The following is a 22,246-nucleotide window of genomic DNA, read 5'->3' on the forward strand; positions in this document are numbered from 1 at the left end:
CATGAAGCAACGTGGTTTTACCCTGATGGAGCTGATGATCACCGTGGCCATTGTCGGCATCATCGCCGCCGTGGCATACCCGTCCTACACGGCGCACCTGGCCAAGTCCAGGCGCGCCCAGGCCCAGGCGGAGCTGGTCCGCCTGGTCAACCTGCAGGAGCAGTACTATCTGGACCACCGCAGCTATGCAGGGGACCTGACCAAGCTGGGTGAGGCGGCCAATCCCCTCAGCGTGGCGGAAGGGCACTTCAGCATTTCAGCCACGGCCAGTGCCGGCACCATGACCCTGACGGCGGCGGCGGGTAGCGACCAGCAGAAGCTGGACGGCGATTGTGCCAAGCTGATGATCACCCATGCGGGCAGCAAGACATCCAAGAATAAATCCGGGGGAGACAGTAATGGTTGTTGGTAAGAATTACCTGGCAGCGCTGCTGCTGGCCGCCACTGGCGTGGCCCAGGCGGCGCCAATGAAGGCGATAAAGTGTCATGTGCTGCTGGACAACACCAAGGAGCAGATCCTGCAGCTGCGTTCCCGCGGCGAGCCGGAGAAGTTGGAAATCACCTTGCAGTTCAAGCGTATGGCGGCGACTGAGCAGCGCCAGATACTGGAGGTGTTTGAATGTGCGCGTGCGGACAAGGAGTTCAAATCCAAGGCCGCACGCAAGCTCGAAGGGAACTCTCCCCTTTAATTACAGCTCAGTGAGGTCCTGGCATTATCGTCCAGGACCTTGCTGCGGCCGCTGCGGGCCAGGCTGACGCCGTGGTAGAGATTGCTGTCGCTGCCCTCACAGATGGTGACCGTGGCCGCCGTAACGATCAGGGTGCCGTCCACGTCGAAGGTGACCCGGTCCTGTGAATACAACCGCTTGGCGTTGCCACTGATCGGATCGACAATCGCCAGGGTCAGATCATCCCCGTCCAACTTGCCGGTAACCCCTTCGTCGACGAAGGCGGTGATGGTGCCGGACCATTGTGTCTTGTCACAGCTGTTGTCCTTCAACGGGCAAACGGTGACCCGTTTCTGGTAATTGATGGCGTAGAGCCGGGCTGTTGAGAACCCCTTGTGGAGCTGGCTGGCTTCTGTGGCCAGTTTGTTGTCCACAAAAAAGCTTCTCATGGATGGATAGCTGATGGTGAGCAGGATGCCGGCCACCACAAGCGCCACCAGCAGCTCCACCAGGGTAAAGCCTCTTTCCCTCATTTTTTGGCCTCTTTTATGTAGTTATGGGCTGAGCCATGCTAGCAAGAGGCCGTAAGGCAATCTACTTATTCCAGCAGCTGGTCGGGGTCTTGCTGTCGTTCTGGTTTAGCGACATGGAAGTACAGCCGCTGTCGCCGCTTTGGGAGGTGCCCGACTTGGCGCTGGCGGTAACGCTGTAGGTGTTGGTGGCGCCGGAAACGGCAAAGCTGTAGTAGTCGCCGGGATCACCGACCGTATAACCCAGGGTGGTCAGGTCGGCGGCATAGCCGGTGTTCTTGACCCGGTAGGCTTCCATGGCCAGCTGCATCTTCATCAATTCGCCCTGGGCGGCACTGCGCCTGCTTTCAATCAGGTAATTCTGGTAGGAGGGGTAGGCTACCACCGCCAGTATGCCCAGTATGACCACCACCAACATCAATTCCAGCAATGTGACGCCTGTCTGCTTTCCCATCCTGACGCTTCCTGTTCCCAATCTATACTTTGTGTGTTTACTATAAATTAACAAATGGACAGGTGCTAAGCGGACAATGGCAAAGTCAAAAGGATTTACCCTCCTTGAGCTGATGATCACACTGGTGGTGCTGGCGGTCTTGGTTGGCATTGCCGTGCCTTCCTTCACCGCCGTCGCCGATCAGCGCAACCTCAACAATGCGGCCGAAGAGCTGCGCATGCAGATCCTCTATGCCAAGAGCGAGTCGATCCGACTTAACCAGGACCTGACCTTCTTTTTCAGCACCACTGGCGGCTGGTGTGCCGGTGTTACGGATGCCGCCATTACCAACGGCTCAAACTGTGACTGTGGTGATATCGCGGATAAGTGTCCGCTGGTAGACAGCGATGTGGTTCGCGCCTTTGTCGGAACCGACTTCCCGACATTGTCTTTCTCGTCATCCTATGGCGGCTCCCAGAACAAGATGACGGTCAAGGCACGTAATGGTCAGCTGGCTAGCGGCAATGTCAAGGTCAGCCTGGTGGACGACGCCAATGAGGCTATCTGTATCAAGGTCAGCGCCATGGGTCGGGTCAGGACCTGTGACTATGACGGCAGCAGCTGCAGCTGTGGCTAGGGGGAAACATGAAGCCTAATTCCCGGGGCATGACCTTGGTTGAACTGCTGGTGGCCATGACCTTGGGGCTGGTGGTGATACTGGCGGCCACAACCCTTTTTTCTGCCACCGTCGGTGCCAGTTCCGTTTCCGCCAAGATGAGTCAGCTGCGCAATGATCTCAACGCTATTTCTGGGCTGATCGCCTCCGATCTGAGGCGGGCCGGCTATGATGGCGACGCCCTGTCTGCTTTGGCAAGGGCTGCTTGCTCGTCGAATTATGAAACTGATTGCCCTTTTGCATTCAAGGCCAGCAGGGACATCAATGCAGCTCAAAATTGCATCGTTGTCCGCTTTGATGCTGATGGCGATGGTAACCGTGACATCGATAGCGACGAGATCAGGGGCTATCGCCTCAACGGCAATCAAATTCAGGTTGCCACCTCATGGGGGGCATCGCCGGAAAATGGTTGTGATAATGCCAGCACATGGGAAGCGATCAGCTACGACGGCGAGGTCATTATCAACGGTCTGACCTTCACCTATGTGTCCGGTGCCGCCGGGACCAACATTCGCTCCATCGATATTGCCATTTCCGGCGCCCATGCCACGGCACCGGACCTGCAGATGGCAATATCTCGTACGGTGAGGCTACGCAATGACGATATATGAACGCAGCCGGGGCTTTGTCACCCTGACGGTCGTCATCATCCTGATGATCCTGGTGATCGCCGTTAGTGTATTCACCGCCAAGAACAAGGTCATGGAGCAGAGGATCATCAGCAACGAGGTCCGTTACCAGCAGGCTTTCGAGGCGGCTGAAAGCGGCCTTGAGTATGGCATCGGTCAGGTGCGGGGCAACCCACAGATCGGCGGCATGAGCTTTACCTTGGCCAGTGGTAGTGTATCTGGCGCATCTCACACCTTTTCCGTGGCAGCTGTGGAGGGCACCTATGCCTTCACGTCGCCGGCAGGAGAAAGCCTGACATATCCCGTGGTCGACCTCACTTCCACGGGCCAGTCATTGGATGGCACCTCTACCCAGGTCCACAGGCAGACCTTGCTGATCAGGCCCATAGTGGCGACCGGGCCTGCGGCCCCATTGACGGTGGGGGGAAGCATGGTGGTCGGTGGCTCTTTCAGTGTGGCCGCCAATCCCAATGCCGGGGGTAGGGGGGTGCCCGTTTCCATATGGATGGATACGCCGGTGGACTTATCAGGTAGTGTCAAGACCTGCGGCCAGGGAGAATGGGACGACGGAGACTGTACCGTTGCAACCTATTCTTCCAAGGACAACGCTGGCATAGATGTTCTCGACGCTGATCCTGATTTTCCCGACGACCTGTTTGCCCATGTTTTTGGCATTCCATCGGGTGAATGGTCTCGAATAAAGAATGAGGCGACCCAGATTTTGACGAGTTGTGCGGGCCTAACCAACCAGTCCTACGGACTTATCGTGGTGGAGGGCCCCTGCGATTTGAAGACCGACCTGGGCACCCAGGAAAGTCCGGTGATTTTGCTTGTCGTAGACGGTGATCTCACCCTGAACGCCAGCTATGACTTCTACGGCATTATCTTTAGTTTCCACACCGATCCGGCGGTGGAAACGGACTTCAAGGCCAACGGCACGGCGGCCATGAACGGCTCCTTGGTAGCCAACCATGATGTGGAAATTTCCAATGGTAACTTCGGTGTCCGTTATGACGAACTGGCCTTATCCAACATCGCGATAAGTGCCAGTTTTCAGCGCATCACCCGTCTGCCAGGAAGTTGGAGGGATTGGTAATGAACAGCGAAAAGGGGCAAAGGGGATTTGGGCTTATCGAGGTCCTTGTTGCCATCGTAGTGGTCGGCATAGGTGTTGTTGGCCTAATGGCGCTGCAGAAGGCGTTTTTACGATCCAGCGATAGCAGCATTGCCCAAAACATCGCGATGCAACTGGCCGAGGAAAAGCTGGAGGAATTCCGCCGCTTCGATGCGGCCGTAGGGGGGACCTCCAACTACAGCGATGTTGTGACCGGTTCGGATTCCGTTACCTTCGATGGCCTCGCCTACAGCCGCAGTTGGACAGTATCAGACTACTACTATGATGAAGATGGCACTCCGACCTGGTCCAGCACAGCGCCAAGTGGCGCGCCCTATTCGGATCAGAAAGTGGTCCAGGTGACCGTGTCCTGGGAGGGCCCTGATGGCAGTGATAGCCTCAGTATTTCGACTTCACTGTCGTCAAGTTCAACTGCGGATGTCGACCTCTTTATCAATCCCGATCCCCCGGGCGATGGCCCCCAGGTGCCATATACGCCTGGAGCCGCTCCTGATGTGATTGCCGTAGAGCTGGATACAACCATAGACGGCAACGGAGACCGGCGGGAGACCAGTAAACCTGTGCCGGAAATCTCCCAGCAGGGCAACTTTAATATCGTCAAGTTCGATACCGTAACCTATGACGACCAGAGTGGCACCTTGGTCAGGGAAGACTACCTGACCTTGAATTGCGAGTGTTCATATAACGGAACCACGTCCGCCCAACGTCCCCATGTGGCGGTGTTGACCGACGGTGAGCTTGATATCCAGGAGGGGGGAACGGCAGATAAGTCTGTGGGGGATAAAGGGGCAAGCAACGAAGTTCCGGAAATGTGCAGCAAGTGCTGCTTCGAACATCATGATGAAGACAGCCCAACAGACCTGAGCCATATCTTCGATCCCTACCGGCCACAGGCGGATGAAGCGAGCTTGACGCCCCATGGGCACTACAGCTTTGATGGCTCCAGTTATGACGCTTTTTCCGACTACAGTGAATCCGACTTCACGACGATAACGTCTGACAGTTCAGATCCCTATATGGAAGCCTGCCGCTTGCAGCGGATCGATGGATTTTACGAGGTGATGCAGGACTGGCAGCTGGTGGATCTTGTCATCATGCGCCAGGGCTGGCTGAACGACTCCACCAACTTGGCCACCTACCAGGATTATGTGCTTGATGTGGTGCAGGCCCATGTCACGGGCTCGGCAGCGCCGTCCAAGTCGGTGCTAAGAGAAAATGGTGCCGATGCGGGCACCGTCACCTTGAATCGGACCGGCACCTTCCAGTTTATGGCCAGGGCTATTTACGTAGATCGCCTAAGTGCGACCGATCTGACTACGGTGACTAGCGCCATCTCTGGTGGTGCTTCCACCTGGCCCGCCATGGTTCCATTCTATGAGGTCAATGTGACCCTGCTGGCGGACTGGAAGGAAACCATCGAGAGCGATGGCATTACCGTCAGCAGCGAAGATGTCTCGACCATATCCGACCCCACCAGCGGCTATTACGGAACCTACAGTCGTGGGTTGGTGGAGGTGTCGGCAGACAATGTCAGCGCCGAAGTCACCGCCAGGCTGAGGAAATCCAACACGGGGCTGACGGCGAGCATGCCAATAGACGCTAAGGACGCCAATGAGCGGCTGTCAGACAGCGTAGTGGTCAGCCTGCCTGGCGGGATCACCACCTATACCGTTTCGGGCCTGCTCTATTGTTTGGAGGAGGGGTTGGACAACAAGAACGTCAAGACCCAGGTTGCCTGTGGCGAAGATACCCTGAGCAACAGCCTGACCGTCAAGGCCCTGGACAGCAGCGGCAGTGTTGATACCAATGTGGATTGCTCCATCACCGTGCCCAATGGCAAGAATACGCCGTCCTTCACCTGTGAGGGTTTCACTGATGCATGGACAGGAACCATAGAGGTACAGGCCGCGAACAACGACTTCAGCATCTATTATCCGGCCAATGATCCCAACAGTACCCCGCTGGCCATCGCCATATCAGGAGCGTCTGTGACGGGCCAATGCATGGTTGCCATTGATACTCGCCTGACCCAACCGGCATCGCCTACGTGCCCCAACAAGTAAGGTCAGTGAGTGCAATGAAGCACAATGGACGTTATCCTATGGCAACTTTCTGGTGACAATGCCCTGACACATGAAGAAGATCGAAGCCGTAATAAAACCGTTCAAGTTGGATGATGTGCGCGAAGCCCTGGCCGAAGTCGGGGTCAACGGCATGACGGTAACCGAGGTGAAGGGCTTTGGGCGCCAGAAGGGCCATACCGAGCTCTATCGTGGCGCCGAGTACATGGTCGATTTCCTGCCCAAGGTGAAGATCGATCTCATCGTTCAGGACGAGGATGTGGAGCGCTGCCTGGAAGCCATCATGCAGACAGCTCAGACCGGCAAGATAGGTGACGGCAAGATCTTTGTCAGCGACGTGGAAAGGGTGATCCGTATCCGGACCGGCGAGGAAAACGAAGACGCCATCTAAGCTCTTTATACGAATTGAAAAAGGCGACCTTAGGTCGCCTTTTTTCGTTACAGCACCAGGCTGTTGTTGGGGTAGTTTTCCCTGAGCACTTTCAAGGCGTTTTCCTTGAGTTCGTCTATGCCCAGTTCTTCGTAGCTTTGCACCAGCAACTCCAGGGCCTTTTCCATGGCAGGCGTGCCCTGGTAATTCTCGACGATGTGCTGGGCGCGGTTGGCAACGGCCACCCAGGCCTTGCGCTTGATGTAATAACGGGCCACGGCCAGCTCGTAATTGGCCAGCCTGTTCTTCAGGAACTGCATGCGCTTTTGTGCGTCGCCCGCGTACTTGGAAGACGGAAATTTCTTGATGAGGCGGGCAAAGTCTTCGAAGGCCTGCCGGGAAGCGGTGGGGTCACGGTCTGAACGATCAACCCACAACAGCTCCTGGAAAAAGTTGCTGTCCATGGCCATGTGGTTCAGGCCACGCATGTAGTAGGCGTAATCCAGATGCGGGTGTTGGGGGTTCAGGCGGGTGAACCTGTCAACAACAGCCACGGCTGAGGCATGATCGCCCTGTTTGTAGTAGGCGTAGATCAGATTCAGCTGGACCTGGTGGGAGTAGGGACCGAAGGGGTAACGGGAATCCATGGCCTCCAGCACTTCCACCGCCCGGTTGACGTTACCGCTGGCCAAGGAGCCTTGCGCCTGCTCGAACAGCTTCTGGGGCGTGCTTTGGGGAATGGGGGGCTGTTGGCTGCCACCACCGGCACAGCCGGCCATGAGTACGGCACAGGCCAGCAGGGTGGCAGACTGACGTATTCCTTTGATACTTCTCATCATTTTGTAATTCCGTGTCCCTTGTCCCGCTATCATCAAGCGCTGAAGCCCAATGCGAGGTAAAATGGATGTCTTTGGCGCATTCTAACCCACTCCCCCTGAATGTCACAGGGGCGACAAAGAGTCCAATCATGCGTGATGTTATTGAATTAAAAGCCCAGGCCGATCAGCAGCATCTGGGGCAGAGGTTGGATCAAGTTCTGGCGAATTTGTTCCCCGATTATTCCCGCTCCAGGCTGAAAGAGTGGATCCAGGCCGGTCACGTGTGCCTGGACGGTGAGGTAGTGGACAAGCCCAGGCACAAGATCCTGGGAACCGAAGTCATTGAACTGAAAGCCGAAGTGGAATCGGAGGATCGCTGGGAGCCCCAGGAGATGGCACTCGACATCGTCCATGAAGACGACGACATCCTGGTCATCAACAAGCAGGCGGGCTTGGTGGTGCATCCCGGGGCCGGCAATGCCGACGGCACCCTGCTCAACGCTTTGCTGCACCATTGCCCCGAGATAGCCCTGGTACCTCGGGCCGGTATCGTCCACCGGCTGGATAAGGACACCACCGGCCTGATGGTGGTGGCGAAAACGCTGGCGGCCCAGACCCATCTCGTTTCGGCACTACAGGCCAGGGACATTACCCGTGAGTACGAGGCCCTGGCCATAGGCATCATGACCGCCGGAGGCACCGTCGAGGCGCCCATCGGCCGCCACCCCACCAAGCGGACCCATATGGCCGTGGTAGAAGGGGGCAAGCCCGCGGTCACCCATTATCGGGTGGCGGAAAAGTTCCGCTCCCATACCAGGCTGCGGCTGCGCCTGGAAACGGGGCGTACCCACCAGATCCGCGTCCATATGGCGCACCTGGGTCATCCGCTCCAAGGCGATCCGCTCTATGCGGCCAGGGTTCGCTTGATGGCGGGGGCCGACGAGACAACCCGTGAAGCCCTGCAGCAGTTCCGTCGTCAGGCCCTGCATGCGGCCATGCTGCGTCTGCATCACCCCATCAGCGGCGAGGAGATGACCTGGGAAGCGCCGATACCGGCGGATATGGTCCACCTTTACGAGGTATTGAGGCGCGATCAGAAGCTGCATGAGTCTTGAATGGATAGAAGGGATCTTCCCGGCCAATGTGGCGGCCTGTTTCAGTAATCGTGAGCAGGGCGTCAGTCAGGGAAGCTTTGCTGGTTTCAACCTGGGCCGCCATGTGGGAGATGTGCCCTCCCGGGTCGACTACAACAGGCGGGTATTGCAGCACCGCTGCGGCCTGCCCGCTGAGCCGGCCTGGCTTGACCAGGTCCATGGTACCGAGGTGCTGTATCGACCGGCACGGCCAGGTCTGTCCGCCGATGGCTGCTGGACAGATCGGGTCGGCGAGGCCATGACGGTCATGACGGCGGACTGCCTGCCGGTACTGCTGGCCAGTGAAAATGGCCAAAAGGTGGCTGCCGTCCACGCCGGCTGGCGGGGGCTGGCTGCCGGTATCCTGCCCCGGGCCATTGCCCGGATGGGCGTCTCCCCTGGGGAGCTTATTGCCTGGGTTGGACCTGCCATAGGCCCGTCCGCCTTCGAGGTGGGCAGCGAAGTGCGAGAGGCCTTCCTGGCTGCCATGGCGGGTGCTGATGAGTGTTTTCAGCCTCGACAAGAGCGTTTCCTTTGCGATCTTCCAGGCTTGGCCCAGAGGCAGATGCACGAGCTGGGTGTTGCCCGTATTCACCTGTCCGGACTCTGTACCTATTCACAGCCCCAGCGCTTTTATTCCCATCGCCGTCAGGCCCCTACCGGAAGAATGGCTTCGTTGATCTGGCGCAAGGCCTGACCTTGAAAGTCGGCCGCACTGCTCCCACATAGATCCCAAGCATCATTGTGGAGGAGCTGACATGCATCCGGAGCGATTCACCAGCAAGTTTCAACTGGCCTTGTCCGACGCCCAGTCCCTGGCACTGGGCAGGGATCACCAGTTCATTGAACCTGCCCACCTGATGACGGCGCTGCTGAATCAGGATGGCAGCTCCGTCAAGCCTCTGTTGAGCCAATGCGGGATCGAGTTCCACGGCTTTCGCTCGGAGCTGGGTCAGATCCTTGAGCGCCAGCCCCAGGTCGAAGGCACTGGAGGCGATGTCCAGGTTTCCAGGGCCCTGGGCAACCTGCTCAACCTCTGCGACAAGCTGGCTCAAAAGCGCAAGGACAAGTTCATCTCCTCCGAACTTTTCGTGCTGGCGGCCCTGGACGACCAGAGTGAGCTGGGTCAGCTGCTGAAAAAGCATGGCGCCAGCAAGGAACGCCTGGAAAAGGCCATCGACAGCCTGCGTGGCGGCCAGAAGGTCGAGGATGCCAATGCCGAAGAAACGCGCCAGGCGCTGGAACGCTATACCATCGACCTCACCGAGCGGGCCGAGCAGAGCAAGCTGGATCCGGTCATCGGCCGTGACGAGGAGATCCGTAGGGCCATCCAGGTGCTGCAGCGCCGCACCAAGAACAACCCGGTGCTGATCGGTGAACCCGGCGTCGGTAAGACCGCCATCGTCGAGGGCCTGGCCCAGCGCATCATCAATGGTGAAGTACCGGAAGGGCTCAAGGACAAGCGGGTGCTATCCCTGGACCTTGGCGCCCTGCTGGCCGGCGCCAAGTACCGCGGTGAGTTCGAAGAACGCCTCAAGGCGGTGCTCAACGAACTGGCCAAGGAAGAGGGCAGGGTGATCCTCTTCATCGATGAGCTGCACACCATGGTTGGTGCCGGCAAGGCCGAAGGCGCCATGGACGCCGGCAACATGCTCAAGCCGGCCCTGGCCCGGGGCGAACTGCACTGTATCGGCGCCACTACCCTGGACGAATACCGCCAGTACATCGAAAAGGATGCCGCCCTTGAGCGTCGTTTCCAGAAGGTGCTGGTGGATGAGCCCAGCGTGGAAGACACCATCGCCATACTGCGTGGCCTCAAGGAGCGCTACGAGCTGCACCACAGCGTTGAGATCACCGATCCTGCCATAGTCGCGGCCGCCACCCTGTCGCACCGCTACATCAGCGACCGCCAGTTGCCGGACAAGGCCATCGATCTCATCGACGAGGCCGCTTCCAGCATCCGCATGCAGATAGACTCCAAGCCCGAGGAACTGGATCGACTGGAAAGGCGCATGATCCAGTTGAAGCTGGAAAAGCAGGCGCTCGCCAAGGAATCAGACGAGGCCTCCAAGAAGCGCCTGGATGGACTGCAGGACGAGCTGTCTGAACTGGAGACACGCTTCAAGGAGCTGGAAGAGGTCTGGAATACCGAAAAGGCCGCCCTGTCGGGTACCCAGCACATCAAGGGGGAGCTGGAGCAGGCCCGCCAGGAGCTGGAGATCGCCCGTCGCGCCGCCAACTATGAGCGCATGTCCGAGCTGCAGTACGGGCGCATCCCCGAGCTGGAGAAACAGCTGGATCTGGCTGCCCAGGCCGAAATGCAGGAAATGCGCCTGCTCAAGCACAAGGTCAGCGATAGCGAGATCGCCGAGGTGGTTTCCAAGGCCACCGGCATTCCGGTGGCCAAGATGCTGGAAGGGGAACGTGACAAGCTGCTGAAGATGGAAGAGCAGCTGCACCAGCGGGTCGTGGGGCAGCAAGAGGCGGTCGGAGCCGTGGCCAATGCCATCCGTCGCAGCCGCGCCGGCCTGTCCGACCCCCAGCGTCCCATCGGCTCTTTCCTGTTCCTGGGGCCAACCGGCGTCGGTAAGACCGAACTGTGCAAGGCCCTGGCCTCATTCCTGTTCGACAGTGACGATGCCATGGTCCGTATCGACATGTCGGAATTCATGGAGAAGCATTCCGTGGCCCGCCTGGTGGGGGCGCCTCCTGGCTACGTGGGCTATGAGGAAGGGGGTTACCTCACCGAAGCGGTTCGTCGTCGCCCCTATTCGGTGATCCTGCTGGACGAGGTGGAAAAGGCCCATCCGGATGTATTCAACATCCTGTTGCAGGTGCTGGATGACGGTCGCCTCACCGACGGCCAGGGCAGGACAGTGGATTTTCGCAATACCGTGGTGATCATGACCTCCAACCTGGGCTCGGACCGCATCCAGGAACATGCCGGTGAGAAGGAATACGAGGCCATGAAGGCTCTGGTCATGGACGTGGTGGGGCACCACTTCCGTCCCGAGTTCATCAACCGCATCGACGATACCGTGGTGTTCCACCCGCTCTCAAGCGAGGTGATCCGCGAGATAGCCCAGATCCAGCTGCAGGGCCTCAAGGCCAGGCTGGCGGAGCGGGACTTTGAACTGGCACTCAGCGATGCGGCGTTGGACAAGCTGGCGGAAGCGGGCTTCGACCCGGTATTTGGTGCCAGGCCGCTCAAACGGGCCATCCAGAACCAGCTGGAAAATGCCCTGGCCAACGCCATCCTCAAGGGCGAGTTGGTACCGGGCAAGCCCATCAGGGTCGATGTCGATCAGGACAGCTTGGCCATTGGCCAATAAGGGAAAGGGGGCTCAGCCCCCTTTCTTATTGCACATTGCTTCGACCAGCCTCTCGTGCTCGTCGATCTGCTGCTGCTTTTCTTCTCCCACCAACAGGGTGAAGTTACCCTGTTCATCCTTGACCCTCACCCGGTCGTAGGTTTTCAGGGTCGCCAGGTTGTCCTTGGCCCTTTGGCACTCCGCCTCGATGCGAGCGGTCATTTTCTCCAGTGGGCTTTGGGCTTCCTCCTCGGTGGCAGCGGCCTGTTGTTCCTGCACAGCCGTGCTGCTGGGCTTGGGCGCATTGACCACCATGGGCTGGGCATGCTGGTTCTGAGGCGGAGTCTGTGAGAAGTGGACATTGCCCTGGGCATCTGTCCAGCGGTAAACCACGTTTTCCTTTTCCTTGTCTGCGGCCGCTGCCGCCAGAGGCAGTATCAGCAGCCACCAGGGGCTAAGCTTTACCATATTCATATATCCCGTTTTACCCTCCCTTGGGAGGAGCTTTGACGCTGTGTTATCTTAGCTAACCGATTCTTGCATCTTTGCCAAGTGAGTTAACACCTTATGAGCGAACACAAGATGGCAGAGGCCGCCCGAAGCAAAGGGATTTATCTGCTGCCTAACCTTTTTACCACTGCGGGGCTGTTCTCTGGCTTCTATGCCGTTGTCGCTTCCATGCAGGGCCACTTCACGGCAGCGGCCGTTGCGGTCTTTATCGCCATGCTCTTTGACGGCCTGGACGGGCGTATTGCCCGCCTTACCAATACTCAGAGTGCCTTTGGTGCCGAATATGATTCAATGGCAGATATGGTTTCCTTTGGTATAGCCCCTGCCTTGGTTTCCTACAACTGGGCCTTGTCCGGTCTTGGCAAGATTGGCTGGCTGGCGGCCTTTGTCTTTGCCGCCGCGGCCGCCCTGCGCCTGGCCCGTTTCAACACCCAGGTCGGGGTGGCCGACAAGCGCTATTTCCAGGGCTTGGCCAGCCCCGCCGCTGCCGCCATCGTGGCCGGCATGGTCTGGCTGGGCAGCGAATACGGCATTGAAGGCAGCAGCATCTCCTGGCTGGTGGCCTTGATCACCCTGGTCGCCGGTCTGCTGATGGTGTCCAACTTCCGCTACCCGTCCTTCAAGGAAGTGGACTGGAAGGGTAAGGTGTCCTTCCTGGCCATCCTCATCGTACTGGCGGTGCTGGTGGTGGTATCCATAGAGCCGGCCCTGATCCTGTTCACCATCTTCAGCCTCTATGCCCTGTCCGGCCCCATCATTACCATCCGCTCGGTCAAGAAGCTCAAGATAGAGCATGTGGTCGGTGATGAAGACGAGCAGGACGCCGACTTCCAGTCACCGGAAGACGGCGCTGATAAGCCGAAAGAATAAAGAAAGGGCCTTTAGGCCCTTTTTTTATGAGAAGCCTTTGCCGCCAGTTCCTGTCTTATGATCAGAAGAGACAGTAGAGGTAGCCACAGGAGGCCTCATGAAGACCCTTGCTTTCGCAGCCCTGATCGCAGCACTGCCCCTGGTGGCAGCGCAGCAGCCCGCGGTCTACAGTCAATCCGGAGTTAAGGCCACCTTCTATAAGGTTCAGCCGCAACAGGGTGAGATGCTCGACATGGAAGACATCAACCGTTTCACCGAGCAAAACCCCAGCGCGGCCGGCTTCAATGAAGAGCAGGCCAGGAAGATGCCGGCGCTGTCCTACGGTGGTGTCAGGGCGACCTACTATCGGCCGGTGAGCAAGAAGTGAGCGGTTGAACGCCGCTTATCGAAAAGCGTTTGACACCCCGCCGTATCTACGTAGAATGGCGCCTCGCTTCGGGAGGAAAGGCAAGGCGCCATTACTTTGGAAGCGATTCTGAAAAGACCGAAACAAAGGGCTTGACAGAAAATCCGGAGTCGGTAGAATGCGGCTCCCGCTTCGAGAAGAAGCGAACGTTCTTTAACAATGTGACCAAGCAATCTGTGTGGGCACTCGAGGTTGTGAAAATTCCCAAAAACGAATTTTCAATGAACTCGAAGTGTTCAAACACTTCAGCAATTCATTGAGCACAAACTTTTAATTGAAGAGTTTGATCATGGCTCAGATTGAACGCTGGCGGCAGGCCTAACACATGCAAGTCGAGCGGCAGCGACATGACGGAACCTTCGGGGGAAGACATGGGCGGCGAGCGGCGGACGGGTGAGTAATGTGTAGGAAGCTACCCGGGAGTGGGGGATAACCATTGGAAACGATGGCTAATACCGCATAACGTCTACGGACCAAAGGGGGGGATCTTCGGACCTCTCGCTACCGGATGCGCCTACATGGGATTAGCTAGTTGGTGGGGTAACGGCCTACCAAGGCGACGATCCCTAGCTGGTTTGAGAGGATGATCAGCCACACTGGGACTGAGACACGGCCCAGACTCCTACGGGAGGCAGCAGTGGGGAATATTGCACAATGGGGGAAACCCTGATGCAGCCATGCCGCGTGTGTGAAGAAGGCCTTCGGGTTGTAAAGCACTTTCAGCGAGGAGGAAAGGGTGAGTCTTAATACGGCTCATCTGTGACGTTACTCGCAGAAGAAGCACCGGCTAACTCCGTGCCAGCAGCCGCGGTAATACGGAGGGTGCGAGCGTTAATCGGAATTACTGGGCGTAAAGCGTGCGCAGGCGGCTTGTTAAGCTAGATGTGAAAGCCCCGGGCTCAACCTGGGAACTGCATTTAGAACTGGCAAGCTAGAGTCTTGTAGAGGGTGGTAGAATTTCAGGTGTAGCGGTGAAATGCGTAGAGATCTGAAGGAATACCAGTGGCGAAGGCGGCCACCTGGACAAAGACTGACGCTCATGCACGAAAGCGTGGGGAGCAAACAGGATTAGATACCCTGGTAGTCCACGCCGTAAACGATGTCTACTTGAAGTCTGTGTCCTTGAGACGTGGGTTTCGGAGCTAACGCGTTAAGTAGACCGCCTGGGGAGTACGGCCGCAAGGTTAAAACTCAAATGAATTGACGGGGGCCCGCACAAGCGGTGGAGCATGTGGTTTAATTCGATGCAACGCGAAGAACCTTACCTGCCCTTGACATCCAGCGAACTTGGTAGAGATACCTTGGTGCCTTCGGGAACGCTGAGACAGGTGCTGCATGGCTGTCGTCAGCTCGTGTTGTGAAATGTTGGGTTAAGTCCCGCAACGAGCGCAACCCTTATCCTTAGTTGCCAGCGATTCGGTCGGGAACTCTAAGGAGACTGCCGGTGATAAACCGGAGGAAGGTGGGGACGACGTCAAGTCATCATGGCCCTTACGGGCAGGGCTACACACGTGCTACAATGGCGGATACAAAGGGCGGCGAACCAGCGATGGTAAGCGAATCCCATAAAGTCCGTCGTAGTCCGGATTGGAGTCTGCAACTCGACTCCATGAAGTCGGAATCGCTAGTAATCGTAGATCAGAATGCTACGGTGAATACGTTCCCGGGCCTTGTACACACCGCCCGTCACACCATGGGAGTGGGCTGCACCAGAAGTAGATAGCTTAACCTTCGGGAGGGCGTTTACCACGGTGTGGTTCATGACTGGGGTGAAGTCGTAACAAGGTAGCCGTAGGGGAACCTGCGGCTGGATCACCTCCTTACCTTTAGGGATGACACGTCTCGAAGTGTCCACACAGATTGCTTGGTCAGATGGTTTTAGAGCGAATTGCGGTGTGGGTCTGTAGCTCAGCTGGTTAGAGCGCACCCCTGATAAGGGTGAGGTCGGTGGTTCAAGTCCACTCAGACCCACCACACTATTCGGGGCTATAGCTCAGCTGGGAGAGCGCCTGCTTTGCACGCAGGAGGTCAGCGGTTCGATCCCGCTTAGCTCCACCATATGTGTCCCCTTCGTCTAGAGGCCTAGGACACCGCCCTTTCACGGCGGTAACAGGGGTTCGAATCCCCTAGGGGACGCCACTCTCGCTCGAGAGGCCAAAGCTAAATCTCACGATTTACCTTTGGCTTTTTTTAGCCATGCTCTTTAACAATTCGGAAAGCTGATAACACTGCAAATTTAAACGAGTCACTCTCTACTTGATGAGTGTCCGGCGAAAACCAGGTGTTAGTCAACATACGGCATTTTCTTCGGAAAATGGTTCGCGTCAGCGAAACCCTTCGGGGTTGTATGGTTAAGTGACTAAGCGTACACGGTGGATGCCTTGGCAGTTGGAGGCGATGAAGGACGTGCTAATCTGCGATAAGCATTGGTGAGGTGATAAGAACCGCTTGAGCCAATGATTTCCGAATGGGGAAACCCACCCAAGGTAACTTGGGTATCTGTATCTGAATACATAGGGTGCAGAGGCGAACCGGGAGAACTGAAACATCTAAGTACCCCGAGGAAAAGAAATCAACCGAGATTTCCTCAGTAGCGGCGAGCGAACGGGAAAGAGCCCAGTTTGTGTATCAGCGTCTGTCATAGTGGAAGGTTCTGGAAAGTTCCGCGATACAGGGTGATAGCCCCGTACACGAAATGGCAGATGTCGTTGCAAACGATGAGTAGGTCGGGACACGTGGTATCTTGACTGAAGATAGGGGGACCATCCTCTAAGGCTAAATACTCCCAACTGACCGATAGTGAACCAGTACCGTGAGGGAAAGGCGAAAAGAACCCCGGCGAGGGGAGTGAAATAGAACCTGAAACCGTGTACGTACAAGCAGTAGGAGCCCTTCGGGGTGACTGCGTACCTTTTGTATAATGGGTCAGCGACTTATGTTTTGTGGCGAGGTTAACCGAATAGGGGAGCCGTAGGGAAACCGAGTCTTAACTGGGCGTCCAGTCGCAAGGCATAGACCCGAAACCCGGTGATCTAGTCATGGGCAGGTTGAAGGTTGAGTAACATCAACTGGAGGACCGAACCCACTAATGTTGCAAAATTAGGGGATGACCTGTGATTAGGGGTGAAAGGCCAATCAAACCGGGAGATAGCTGGTTCTCCCCGAAAGCTATTTAGGTAGCGCCTCGGACGAATACTTGCGGGGGTAGAGCACTGTTTGGGCTAGGGGGTCATCCCGACTTACCAAACCCATGCAAACTCCGAATACCGCAAAGTACTATCCGGGAGACACACGGTGGGTGCTAACGTCCATCGTGGAGAGGGAAACAACCCAGACCGCCAGCTAAGGTCCCCAAGTCATAGCTAAGTGGGAAACGATGTGGAAAGGCTTAGACAGCTAGGAGGTTGGCTTAGAAGCAGCCACCCTTTAAAGAAAGCGTAATAGCTCACTAGTCGAGTCGGTCTGCGCGGAAGATGTAACGGGGCTAAGCTATGCACCGAAGCTGCGGCAGCATATTTAGGTATGCTGGGTAGGGGAGCGTTCTGTAAGCCGTTGAAGGTGTGTCGGGAGGCATGCTGGAGGTATCAGAAGTGCGAATGCTGACATGAGTAACGTTAAAGCGGGTGAAAAACCCGCTCGCCGGAAGACCAAGGGTTCCTGTCCAACGTTAATCGGGGCAGGGTGAGTCGGCCCCTAAGGCGAGGGCGAAAGCCGTAGTCGATGGGAAACAGATTAATATTTCTGTACTTCTTTTCATTGCGATGGGGGGACGGAGAAGGCTAAGCAAGCCAGGCGTCGGTCGTCCTGGTGAAAGTGCGTAGGCTGGGGACTTAGGCAAATCCGGGTCCCTAAGGTCGAGACACGAGACGAGTTGCTACGGCAACGAAGTTGTTGATGCCATGCTTCCAGGAAAAGCCTCTAAGCTTCAGATGAAAAGAAACCGTACCCCAAACCAACACTGGTGGTCAGGTAGAGAATACTAAGGCGCTTGAGAGAACTCGGGTGAAGGAACTAGGCAAAATAGTACCGTAACTTCGGGAGAAGGTACGCTGTTGTTGGTGATGAGACTTGCTCTCTAAGCTGACGGCAGCCGCAGTGACCAGGTGGCTGGGACTGTTTATCAAAAACACAGCACTCTGCAAACTCGAAAGAGGACGTATAGGGTGTGACACCTGCCCGGTGCCGGAAGGTTAATTGATGGGGTTAGCGCAAGCGAAGCTCTTGATCGAAGCCCCGGTAAACGGCGGCCGTAACTATAACGGTCCTAAGGTAGCGAAATTCCTTGTCGGGTAAGTTCCGACCTGCACGAATGGTGTAACCATGGCCACGCTGTCTCCACCCGAGACTCAGTGAAATTGAAATCGCTGTGAAGATGCAGTGTACCCGCGGCTAGACGGAAAGACCCCGTGAACCTTTACTACAGCTTGACACTGAACATTGAGCCTACATGTGTAGGATAGGTGGGAGGCTTTGAAGCGGTAACGCCAGTTATCGTGGAGCCATCCTTGAAATACCACCCTTGTATGTTTGATGTTCTAACCTCGGCCCATTATCTGGGTTAGGGACAGTGTCTGGTGGGTAGTTTGACTGGGGCGGTCTCCTCCCAAAGCGTAACGGAGGAGCACGAAGGTTGGCTAATCCTGGTCGGACATCAGGAGGTTAGTGCAATGGCATAAGCCAGCTTAACTGCGAGACAGACACGTCGAGCAGATACGAAAGTAGGTCATAGTGATCCGGTGGTTCTGAATGGAAGGGCCATCGCTCAACGGATAAAAGGTACTCCGGGGATAACAGGCTGATACCGCCCAAGAGTTCATATCGACGGCGGTGTTTGGCACCTCGATGTCGGCTCATCACATCCTGGGGCTGAAGTCGGTCCCAAGGGTATGGCTGTTCGCCATTTAAAGTGGTACGCGAGCTGGGTTCAGAACGTCGTGAGACAGTTCGGTCCCTATCTGCCGTGGGCGTTGGATGATTGAGAGGGGCTGCTCCTAGTACGAGAGGACCGGAGTGGACGAACCTCTGGTGTTCGGGTTGTCACGCCAGTGGCACTGCCCGGTAGCTAAGTTCGGAATCGATAACCGCTGAAAGCATCTAAGCGGGAAGCGAGCCTCAAGATGAGTCATCCCTGAGACTTCGAGTCTCCTAAAGGGTCGTTGAAGACTACAACGTTGATAGGCTGGGTGTGGAAGTGCGGCGACGCATGTAGCTAACCAGTACTAATTGCCCGTGAGGCTTAACCATACAACACCCAAAGGGTTTTGTAGGCAGAGATTGTTCCAGACAATCTTCTGCACTTCCGCCATCCATGGCGGTCGGGCACTCAGAGAGAGTGACTTAGATTACAGAGTTATCAGCTTTTACCGAATTGACTTAACTGGCCGCAAGGCGGGTTAAGAAACGAATTTGCTTGGCGGCAATAGCGCTGTGGAACCACCTGATCCCATCCCGAACTCAGCAGTGAAACGCAGTAGCGCCGATGGTAGTGTGGGGGTTCCCATGTGAGAGTAGGTCACTGCCAAGCACCTATTAAACGTAGAAAGCCACCCGTAGGGGTGGCTTTTTGCGTTTACAGCGCCTGACGGCACTACTTCTCACATGGGAATGAAGAAAGTGCCGCGCAGCGGCTTCCTACCCCATGTGGAGTTGGGTGAAGCCCGAAACCCAAGCACGGCTTGGGTGCGGCTGAACGCGAGGCCCCGGATGGCCGAGCCGGCACCCGTCACCAGGGACGGTTATTACGCCACCTGGCCTGCACCTTCTTGCCCTGAGTTGCCACCCATCCCTGGGAGCTCATTCCGGCCGGCACCTCCTGTGTACCGGCGCTCAGCTGCGTGAAAGCGGTGCTTTCACTTCGAGCTTCGCCCAGCGATTTTGTCCCATGCAAGATATGCAACGGCTCAGCAGCGTAGGGTTGGTTAGCGTAGCGTAACCCACCGAAGGCGCCTTATTGTCTTGAGTTGCCACCCATCCCTGGTAACTCATTCCGGCCGGCACATCCTGTGTCCCGGCGCTCAGCTGCGTGAAAGCCGTGCTTTCACTTCGATCTTCGCCCAGCGATTTTGTCCTATGTAGCATATGCAACGGTTCCAGCTTAAAAGAACTGCCTGGCTGTCAGGCCCCGGATGGCCGAGCCGGCACCCGTCACCAGGCATGGTTAACGACAGTGGCCTGTGGGGCTGCCTTCGAATGCGTCGGCAAGCAAATGGATTAAATATTTACTTGGCTGACACCTCGTTGCCTAAAAAGATTGGTTTATATCGTTGTGAATTGACTGCCTGCCTCTAAACTTGAATCACCCCATCAAGGAAGATTCAAGGTCAAGGATGCGCACCTCTATTGTCTCAACTATGGGTTTGGCGGCCAGTCTGGCCCTCGTCACTCCTGTTCCTGTAGCTGCCATTACGGCCACAAAGGTCGCTGTCGACGTGCCCCAGGACTGGAGCCGAGTTTTGGTAGTGGATGCCGGGGTTAAAGATGCCGAGATGCTGATCAAGGCGGCATCCACTGGGATGCGGGTGATCAGGATAGACGAGGGATCGGATGGCCTGGCGCAGCTGGAGAAGGCCCTGAGCGGTGTCAGCGCTATCCAGAGTTTGCATATCCTGGCCCATGGCAGCCCGGGCACCTTGTTTCTGGGGGCGGGTGCCATTACCGAGCAGAGTCTGAGACAAAATAGGGCGATTGCGGGGATCCGCGCGAGCCTGGCTCAGGGCGCCGATATCATGATTTATGGCTGTGAACTGGCGGCTGGCAGCATGGGTGAATCCTTCGTCCAGGCCCTGAGCAACAAGTTGGGGGCCGATGTGGCGGCCTCTACCGATCTGACCGGTGCCGAAAGCCTTGGTGGTGATTGGGAGCTGGAATACCAGTATGGTCAGGTCGACAGCCAGCTCTTTGCAAGCCAAGGGGGGTTGAAGCGTTACCAAGCCAGCCTGTCCCACTTTCGAGGTGGCAGCGTCAAGTGGCAGCCGGCCGATCTGGATGGCGATGGTGCCAAAGACGACGTCAAGTTCTTCGTCAATACCGCCTGGCGGCTGAACGGTCAGAATACACCCAATCTGCAATCCGACACCGGTCTGGTGATCCAGTCCGACGGTGTGCCCATTACTCAGCATATCGAAGATCCGGATGATGCCAATGCCTCTTACACCTTGGTTTCCGGCACATTCAAGGCCCTGGATGTGGATCCGACTCTGCTTCACAAGGTGTACTATTCAGGTGGCGCCCGTATCGGCAACCTCATTAATAATGCCAACGGCAGTTGGAACATACAGACGCTGGTTAATACCGGTGCCGGTAACCAGGCTCCGGGCATCGAACTGCCCATCATCTTGGAGGTGCCTCAGTTGCAGGCCGACGGCGTCACTGTCGAGACCAACTGGACCTATCAGTTATATGTGGTGGACCCAAATGGGGACAAGCTGCGCTATCGCCTAGCCAACTTGGAGGAGTTGGGAGGAGGCAGCAGTATTAATGCGCCCAACATCGGCATAGATGCCAATACCGGTCTGATCACTTGGACCGGCTCCGGTACCATGCAGACAGGCCTCTATTCGGCTGGCTTTGTGGTCGAGGATCTCAATAATGCCGATAGTGTTCTTTCCAAGACCCATGTGGACCTGATCCTCTATCTGCAGAACAAGGCTCCAACGGTCGATTTCACTCTGTCTGACAATATCCCAGGCGATACCAAAACGGTGCTGGTGGACCCCGACACCCCGTTCAACTTTTCCATTTCTGGCAACAACATCACCAGCTCCAATATCGGCAACGTACGCAACAGCAATGGTGATTTGGCGCTGACCAGAGAGGCCAACGGAACAGATTACACCTTTAATGCTGCCAGCATGCTGCCCGGGACCTATGCCATCAACTTTGAGGTCAAGGCGACGGGGCGTGTGAAGAGCTATCTGACCATCAACTTTGTGGTGGCCGACCCCCTGGGCCCTCTGGTGACTTATTACCCTGGTGATGGAGCCTACTCCGTCAATGGCGGCAGCACCTTTATGGACGTAGGGCGTGATGCCCTGGTCAGCGACCCCGATGACAGTGACCTCAACGGTGGCTTCATGCGAGTGGATGTCGGCCAGGTTGATGGCGATGCCAGCACTCTGACATTCCTCAGCGAGGGTGACGGCATCGGGCAGCTTCGCCTAGACGGCAGTAATGTTTATTTCGAGGGCCGGCTTATTGGTGCCGTCGACGTTAACGATACCGGTGTCGACAAGGCCTTTAAGGTGAACTTCACTACCGGGGATGCCACCCTGGCCGCCGTCCAGGCGCTGATCCGAGCCCTGCAATTCAGTGCCTCCACGCCGCCAGAATATGGCACTCGCAATGCCACCCTGGTTATTTCTGATCCATCGGAGCGCTCCAACCTGTTTACGACGACGGTGACGGTGGGCAGCAACAACAATAATTCCCCCGTGGCCAATGGCATGCTCAGCAACCAGACCACCTATGAAGGTTCTGTCGTCAGCTTCTCGGTACCCAATGGATATTTTACCGATGCCGATGGTGATAGCCTCAATTATGAGGCCAGTGGCCTGCCTTCAGGCATCCTCTTTGATGACGCCACCCTTAGCTTCAGTGGCTCTACCATGGCAGTGGGTACCCATGAGGTGATCATCAAAGCCGATGATGGAAATGGGGGGTAGCCACGGCCAGTTTCCA

General features: G+C 56.7%; 17 protein-coding genes, 3 tRNA genes and 3 rRNA genes. 19 read left to right on the forward strand and 4 right to left on the reverse strand.

Going from position 1 to position 22,246, the window contains the following annotated elements:
• The first annotated feature begins 1 nt into the window (after window position 1).
• Window positions 2-412 (forward strand): type IV pilin protein, encoded by a 411-nt coding sequence (locus WDB71_RS02475; protein WP_341503067.1) that lies wholly within the window; start codon window positions 2-4, stop codon window positions 410-412.
• Complete coding sequence (locus WDB71_RS02480) at window positions 399-689, forward strand: TapY2 family type IVa secretion system protein (RefSeq protein WP_341503068.1); 291 nt, start codon at window positions 399-401, stop codon at window positions 687-689. The genes WDB71_RS02475 and WDB71_RS02480 overlap by 14 nt, the downstream gene beginning before the upstream one ends.
• Here WDB71_RS02480 and WDB71_RS02485 read toward each other — a convergent pair.
• Window positions 686-1,201: a GspH/FimT family protein gene (locus WDB71_RS02485; protein WP_341503069.1), complete on the reverse strand. Its 516-nt coding sequence runs from the start codon at window positions 1,199-1,201 to the stop codon at window positions 686-688. The two genes, WDB71_RS02480 and WDB71_RS02485, sit on opposite strands and share 4 nt — an antisense overlap.
• Before the next feature lie 61 nt (window positions 1,202-1,262).
• Complete coding sequence (locus WDB71_RS02490) at window positions 1,263-1,652, reverse strand: type IV pilin protein (RefSeq protein ID WP_341503070.1); 390 nt, start codon at window positions 1,650-1,652, stop codon at window positions 1,263-1,265.
• Between the two features lie 76 nt (window positions 1,653-1,728).
• Here WDB71_RS02490 and WDB71_RS02495 point away from each other — a divergent pair, with 76 nt between their 5' ends.
• From WDB71_RS02495 to glnB, 5 genes are all read left to right on the forward strand, one after another.
• Window positions 1,729-2,268, forward strand: a complete 540-nt coding sequence (locus WDB71_RS02495; RefSeq protein ID WP_341503071.1) for a GspH/FimT family pseudopilin — start codon at window positions 1,729-1,731, stop codon at window positions 2,266-2,268.
• An 8-nt stretch (window positions 2,269-2,276) separates the two neighbouring features.
• Window positions 2,277-2,918 carry a prepilin-type N-terminal cleavage/methylation domain-containing protein gene (locus WDB71_RS02500; RefSeq protein ID WP_341503072.1) on the forward strand — a complete coding sequence of 214 codons (642 nt, stop codon included), beginning with the start codon at window positions 2,277-2,279 and terminating at the stop codon, window positions 2,916-2,918.
• On the forward strand, window positions 2,905-4,032 hold the full coding sequence (locus WDB71_RS02505; protein ID WP_341503073.1) for a pilus assembly PilX N-terminal domain-containing protein: 1,128 nt from the start codon (window positions 2,905-2,907) through the stop codon (window positions 4,030-4,032). The genes WDB71_RS02500 and WDB71_RS02505 overlap by 14 nt, the downstream gene beginning before the upstream one ends.
• On the forward strand, window positions 4,032-6,134 hold the full coding sequence (locus WDB71_RS02510) for a prepilin-type N-terminal cleavage/methylation domain-containing protein (protein WP_341503074.1): 2,103 nt from the start codon (window positions 4,032-4,034) through the stop codon (window positions 6,132-6,134). Before WDB71_RS02505 ends, WDB71_RS02510 begins: the two co-directional genes overlap by 1 nt.
• 70 nt (window positions 6,135-6,204) lie before the next feature.
• Window positions 6,205-6,543: a nitrogen regulatory protein P-II gene (gene glnB, locus WDB71_RS02515; protein ID WP_341503075.1), complete on the forward strand. Its 339-nt coding sequence runs from the start codon at window positions 6,205-6,207 to the stop codon at window positions 6,541-6,543.
• A gap of 47 nt (window positions 6,544-6,590) precedes the next feature.
• On the opposite strand, the gene WDB71_RS02520 is transcribed toward glnB, so the two are convergent.
• On the reverse strand, window positions 6,591-7,361 hold the full coding sequence (locus WDB71_RS02520; protein ID WP_341503076.1) for an outer membrane protein assembly factor BamD: 771 nt from the start codon (window positions 7,359-7,361) through the stop codon (window positions 6,591-6,593).
• Between the two features lie 128 nt (window positions 7,362-7,489).
• On the opposite strand from WDB71_RS02520, the gene rluD reads away from it, so the two are divergent.
• The 3 genes from rluD to clpB all read left to right on the forward strand — a co-directional run bounded on the left by rluD (window position 7,490) and on the right by clpB (window position 11,805).
• Window positions 7,490-8,455 (forward strand): 23S rRNA pseudouridine(1911/1915/1917) synthase RluD, encoded by a 966-nt coding sequence (gene rluD / locus WDB71_RS02525; RefSeq protein ID WP_341503077.1) that lies wholly within the window; start codon window positions 7,490-7,492, stop codon window positions 8,453-8,455.
• Window positions 8,445-9,170: a peptidoglycan editing factor PgeF gene (gene pgeF, locus WDB71_RS02530; RefSeq protein WP_341503078.1), complete on the forward strand. Its 726-nt coding sequence runs from the start codon at window positions 8,445-8,447 to the stop codon at window positions 9,168-9,170. Before rluD ends, pgeF begins: the two co-directional genes overlap by 11 nt.
• Before the next feature lie 61 nt (window positions 9,171-9,231).
• Window positions 9,232-11,805 (forward strand): ATP-dependent chaperone ClpB, encoded by a 2,574-nt coding sequence (gene clpB, locus WDB71_RS02535; protein WP_341503079.1) that lies wholly within the window; start codon window positions 9,232-9,234, stop codon window positions 11,803-11,805.
• Between the two features lie 12 nt (window positions 11,806-11,817).
• On the opposite strand, the gene WDB71_RS02540 is transcribed toward clpB, so the two are convergent.
• Window positions 11,818-12,252 (reverse strand): DUF4124 domain-containing protein, encoded by a 435-nt coding sequence (locus tag WDB71_RS02540; protein WP_341503080.1) that lies wholly within the window; start codon window positions 12,250-12,252, stop codon window positions 11,818-11,820.
• 114 nt (window positions 12,253-12,366) lie between these two features.
• Between WDB71_RS02540 and pssA the strand changes: the two genes are divergently transcribed.
• The 9 genes from pssA to WDB71_RS02585 all read left to right on the forward strand — a co-directional run bounded on the left by pssA (window position 12,367) and on the right by WDB71_RS02585 (window position 22,230).
• The gene (gene pssA, locus WDB71_RS02545) at window positions 12,367-13,164 is read left to right on the forward strand and encodes a CDP-diacylglycerol--serine O-phosphatidyltransferase (RefSeq protein WP_341504172.1); all 798 of its coding nucleotides are present in this window, start codon (window positions 12,367-12,369) and stop codon (window positions 13,162-13,164) included.
• Between the two features lie 97 nt (window positions 13,165-13,261).
• Window positions 13,262-13,531, forward strand: coding sequence for a hypothetical protein (locus WDB71_RS02550; protein ID WP_341503081.1), 270 nt, complete (start codon window positions 13,262-13,264; stop codon window positions 13,529-13,531).
• 310 nt (window positions 13,532-13,841) lie between these two features.
• Window positions 13,842-15,393: ribosomal RNA gene (locus WDB71_RS02555) — 16S ribosomal RNA — on the forward strand.
• 74 nt (window positions 15,394-15,467) lie between these two features.
• Window positions 15,468-15,544, forward strand: a tRNA-Ile gene (locus WDB71_RS02560).
• A gap of 8 nt (window positions 15,545-15,552) precedes the next feature.
• Window positions 15,553-15,628 (forward strand) — tRNA-Ala (locus WDB71_RS02565).
• A 5-nt stretch (window positions 15,629-15,633) separates the two neighbouring features.
• Window positions 15,634-15,709: transfer RNA gene (locus tag WDB71_RS02570), tRNA-Glu, on the forward strand.
• A gap of 210 nt (window positions 15,710-15,919) precedes the next feature.
• Window positions 15,920-18,814: ribosomal RNA gene (locus WDB71_RS02575) — 23S ribosomal RNA — on the forward strand.
• A gap of 165 nt (window positions 18,815-18,979) precedes the next feature.
• Window positions 18,980-19,094: ribosomal RNA gene (gene rrf, locus WDB71_RS02580) — 5S ribosomal RNA — on the forward strand.
• The 16S, 23S and 5S rRNA genes sit together here with 3 tRNA genes alongside, the layout of an rRNA operon.
• Before the next feature lie 802 nt (window positions 19,095-19,896).
• Complete coding sequence (locus WDB71_RS02585) at window positions 19,897-22,230, forward strand: DUF4347 domain-containing protein (protein WP_341503082.1); 2,334 nt, start codon at window positions 19,897-19,899, stop codon at window positions 22,228-22,230.
• The last annotated feature ends 16 nt before the right edge of the window (window positions 22,231-22,246 follow it).

Origin of the sequence: Gallaecimonas sp. GXIMD4217 (genome assembly GCF_038087665.1) — a bacterium.
In the GTDB taxonomy this organism is placed as follows: Bacteria; Pseudomonadota; Gammaproteobacteria; order Enterobacterales; family Gallaecimonadaceae; genus Gallaecimonas.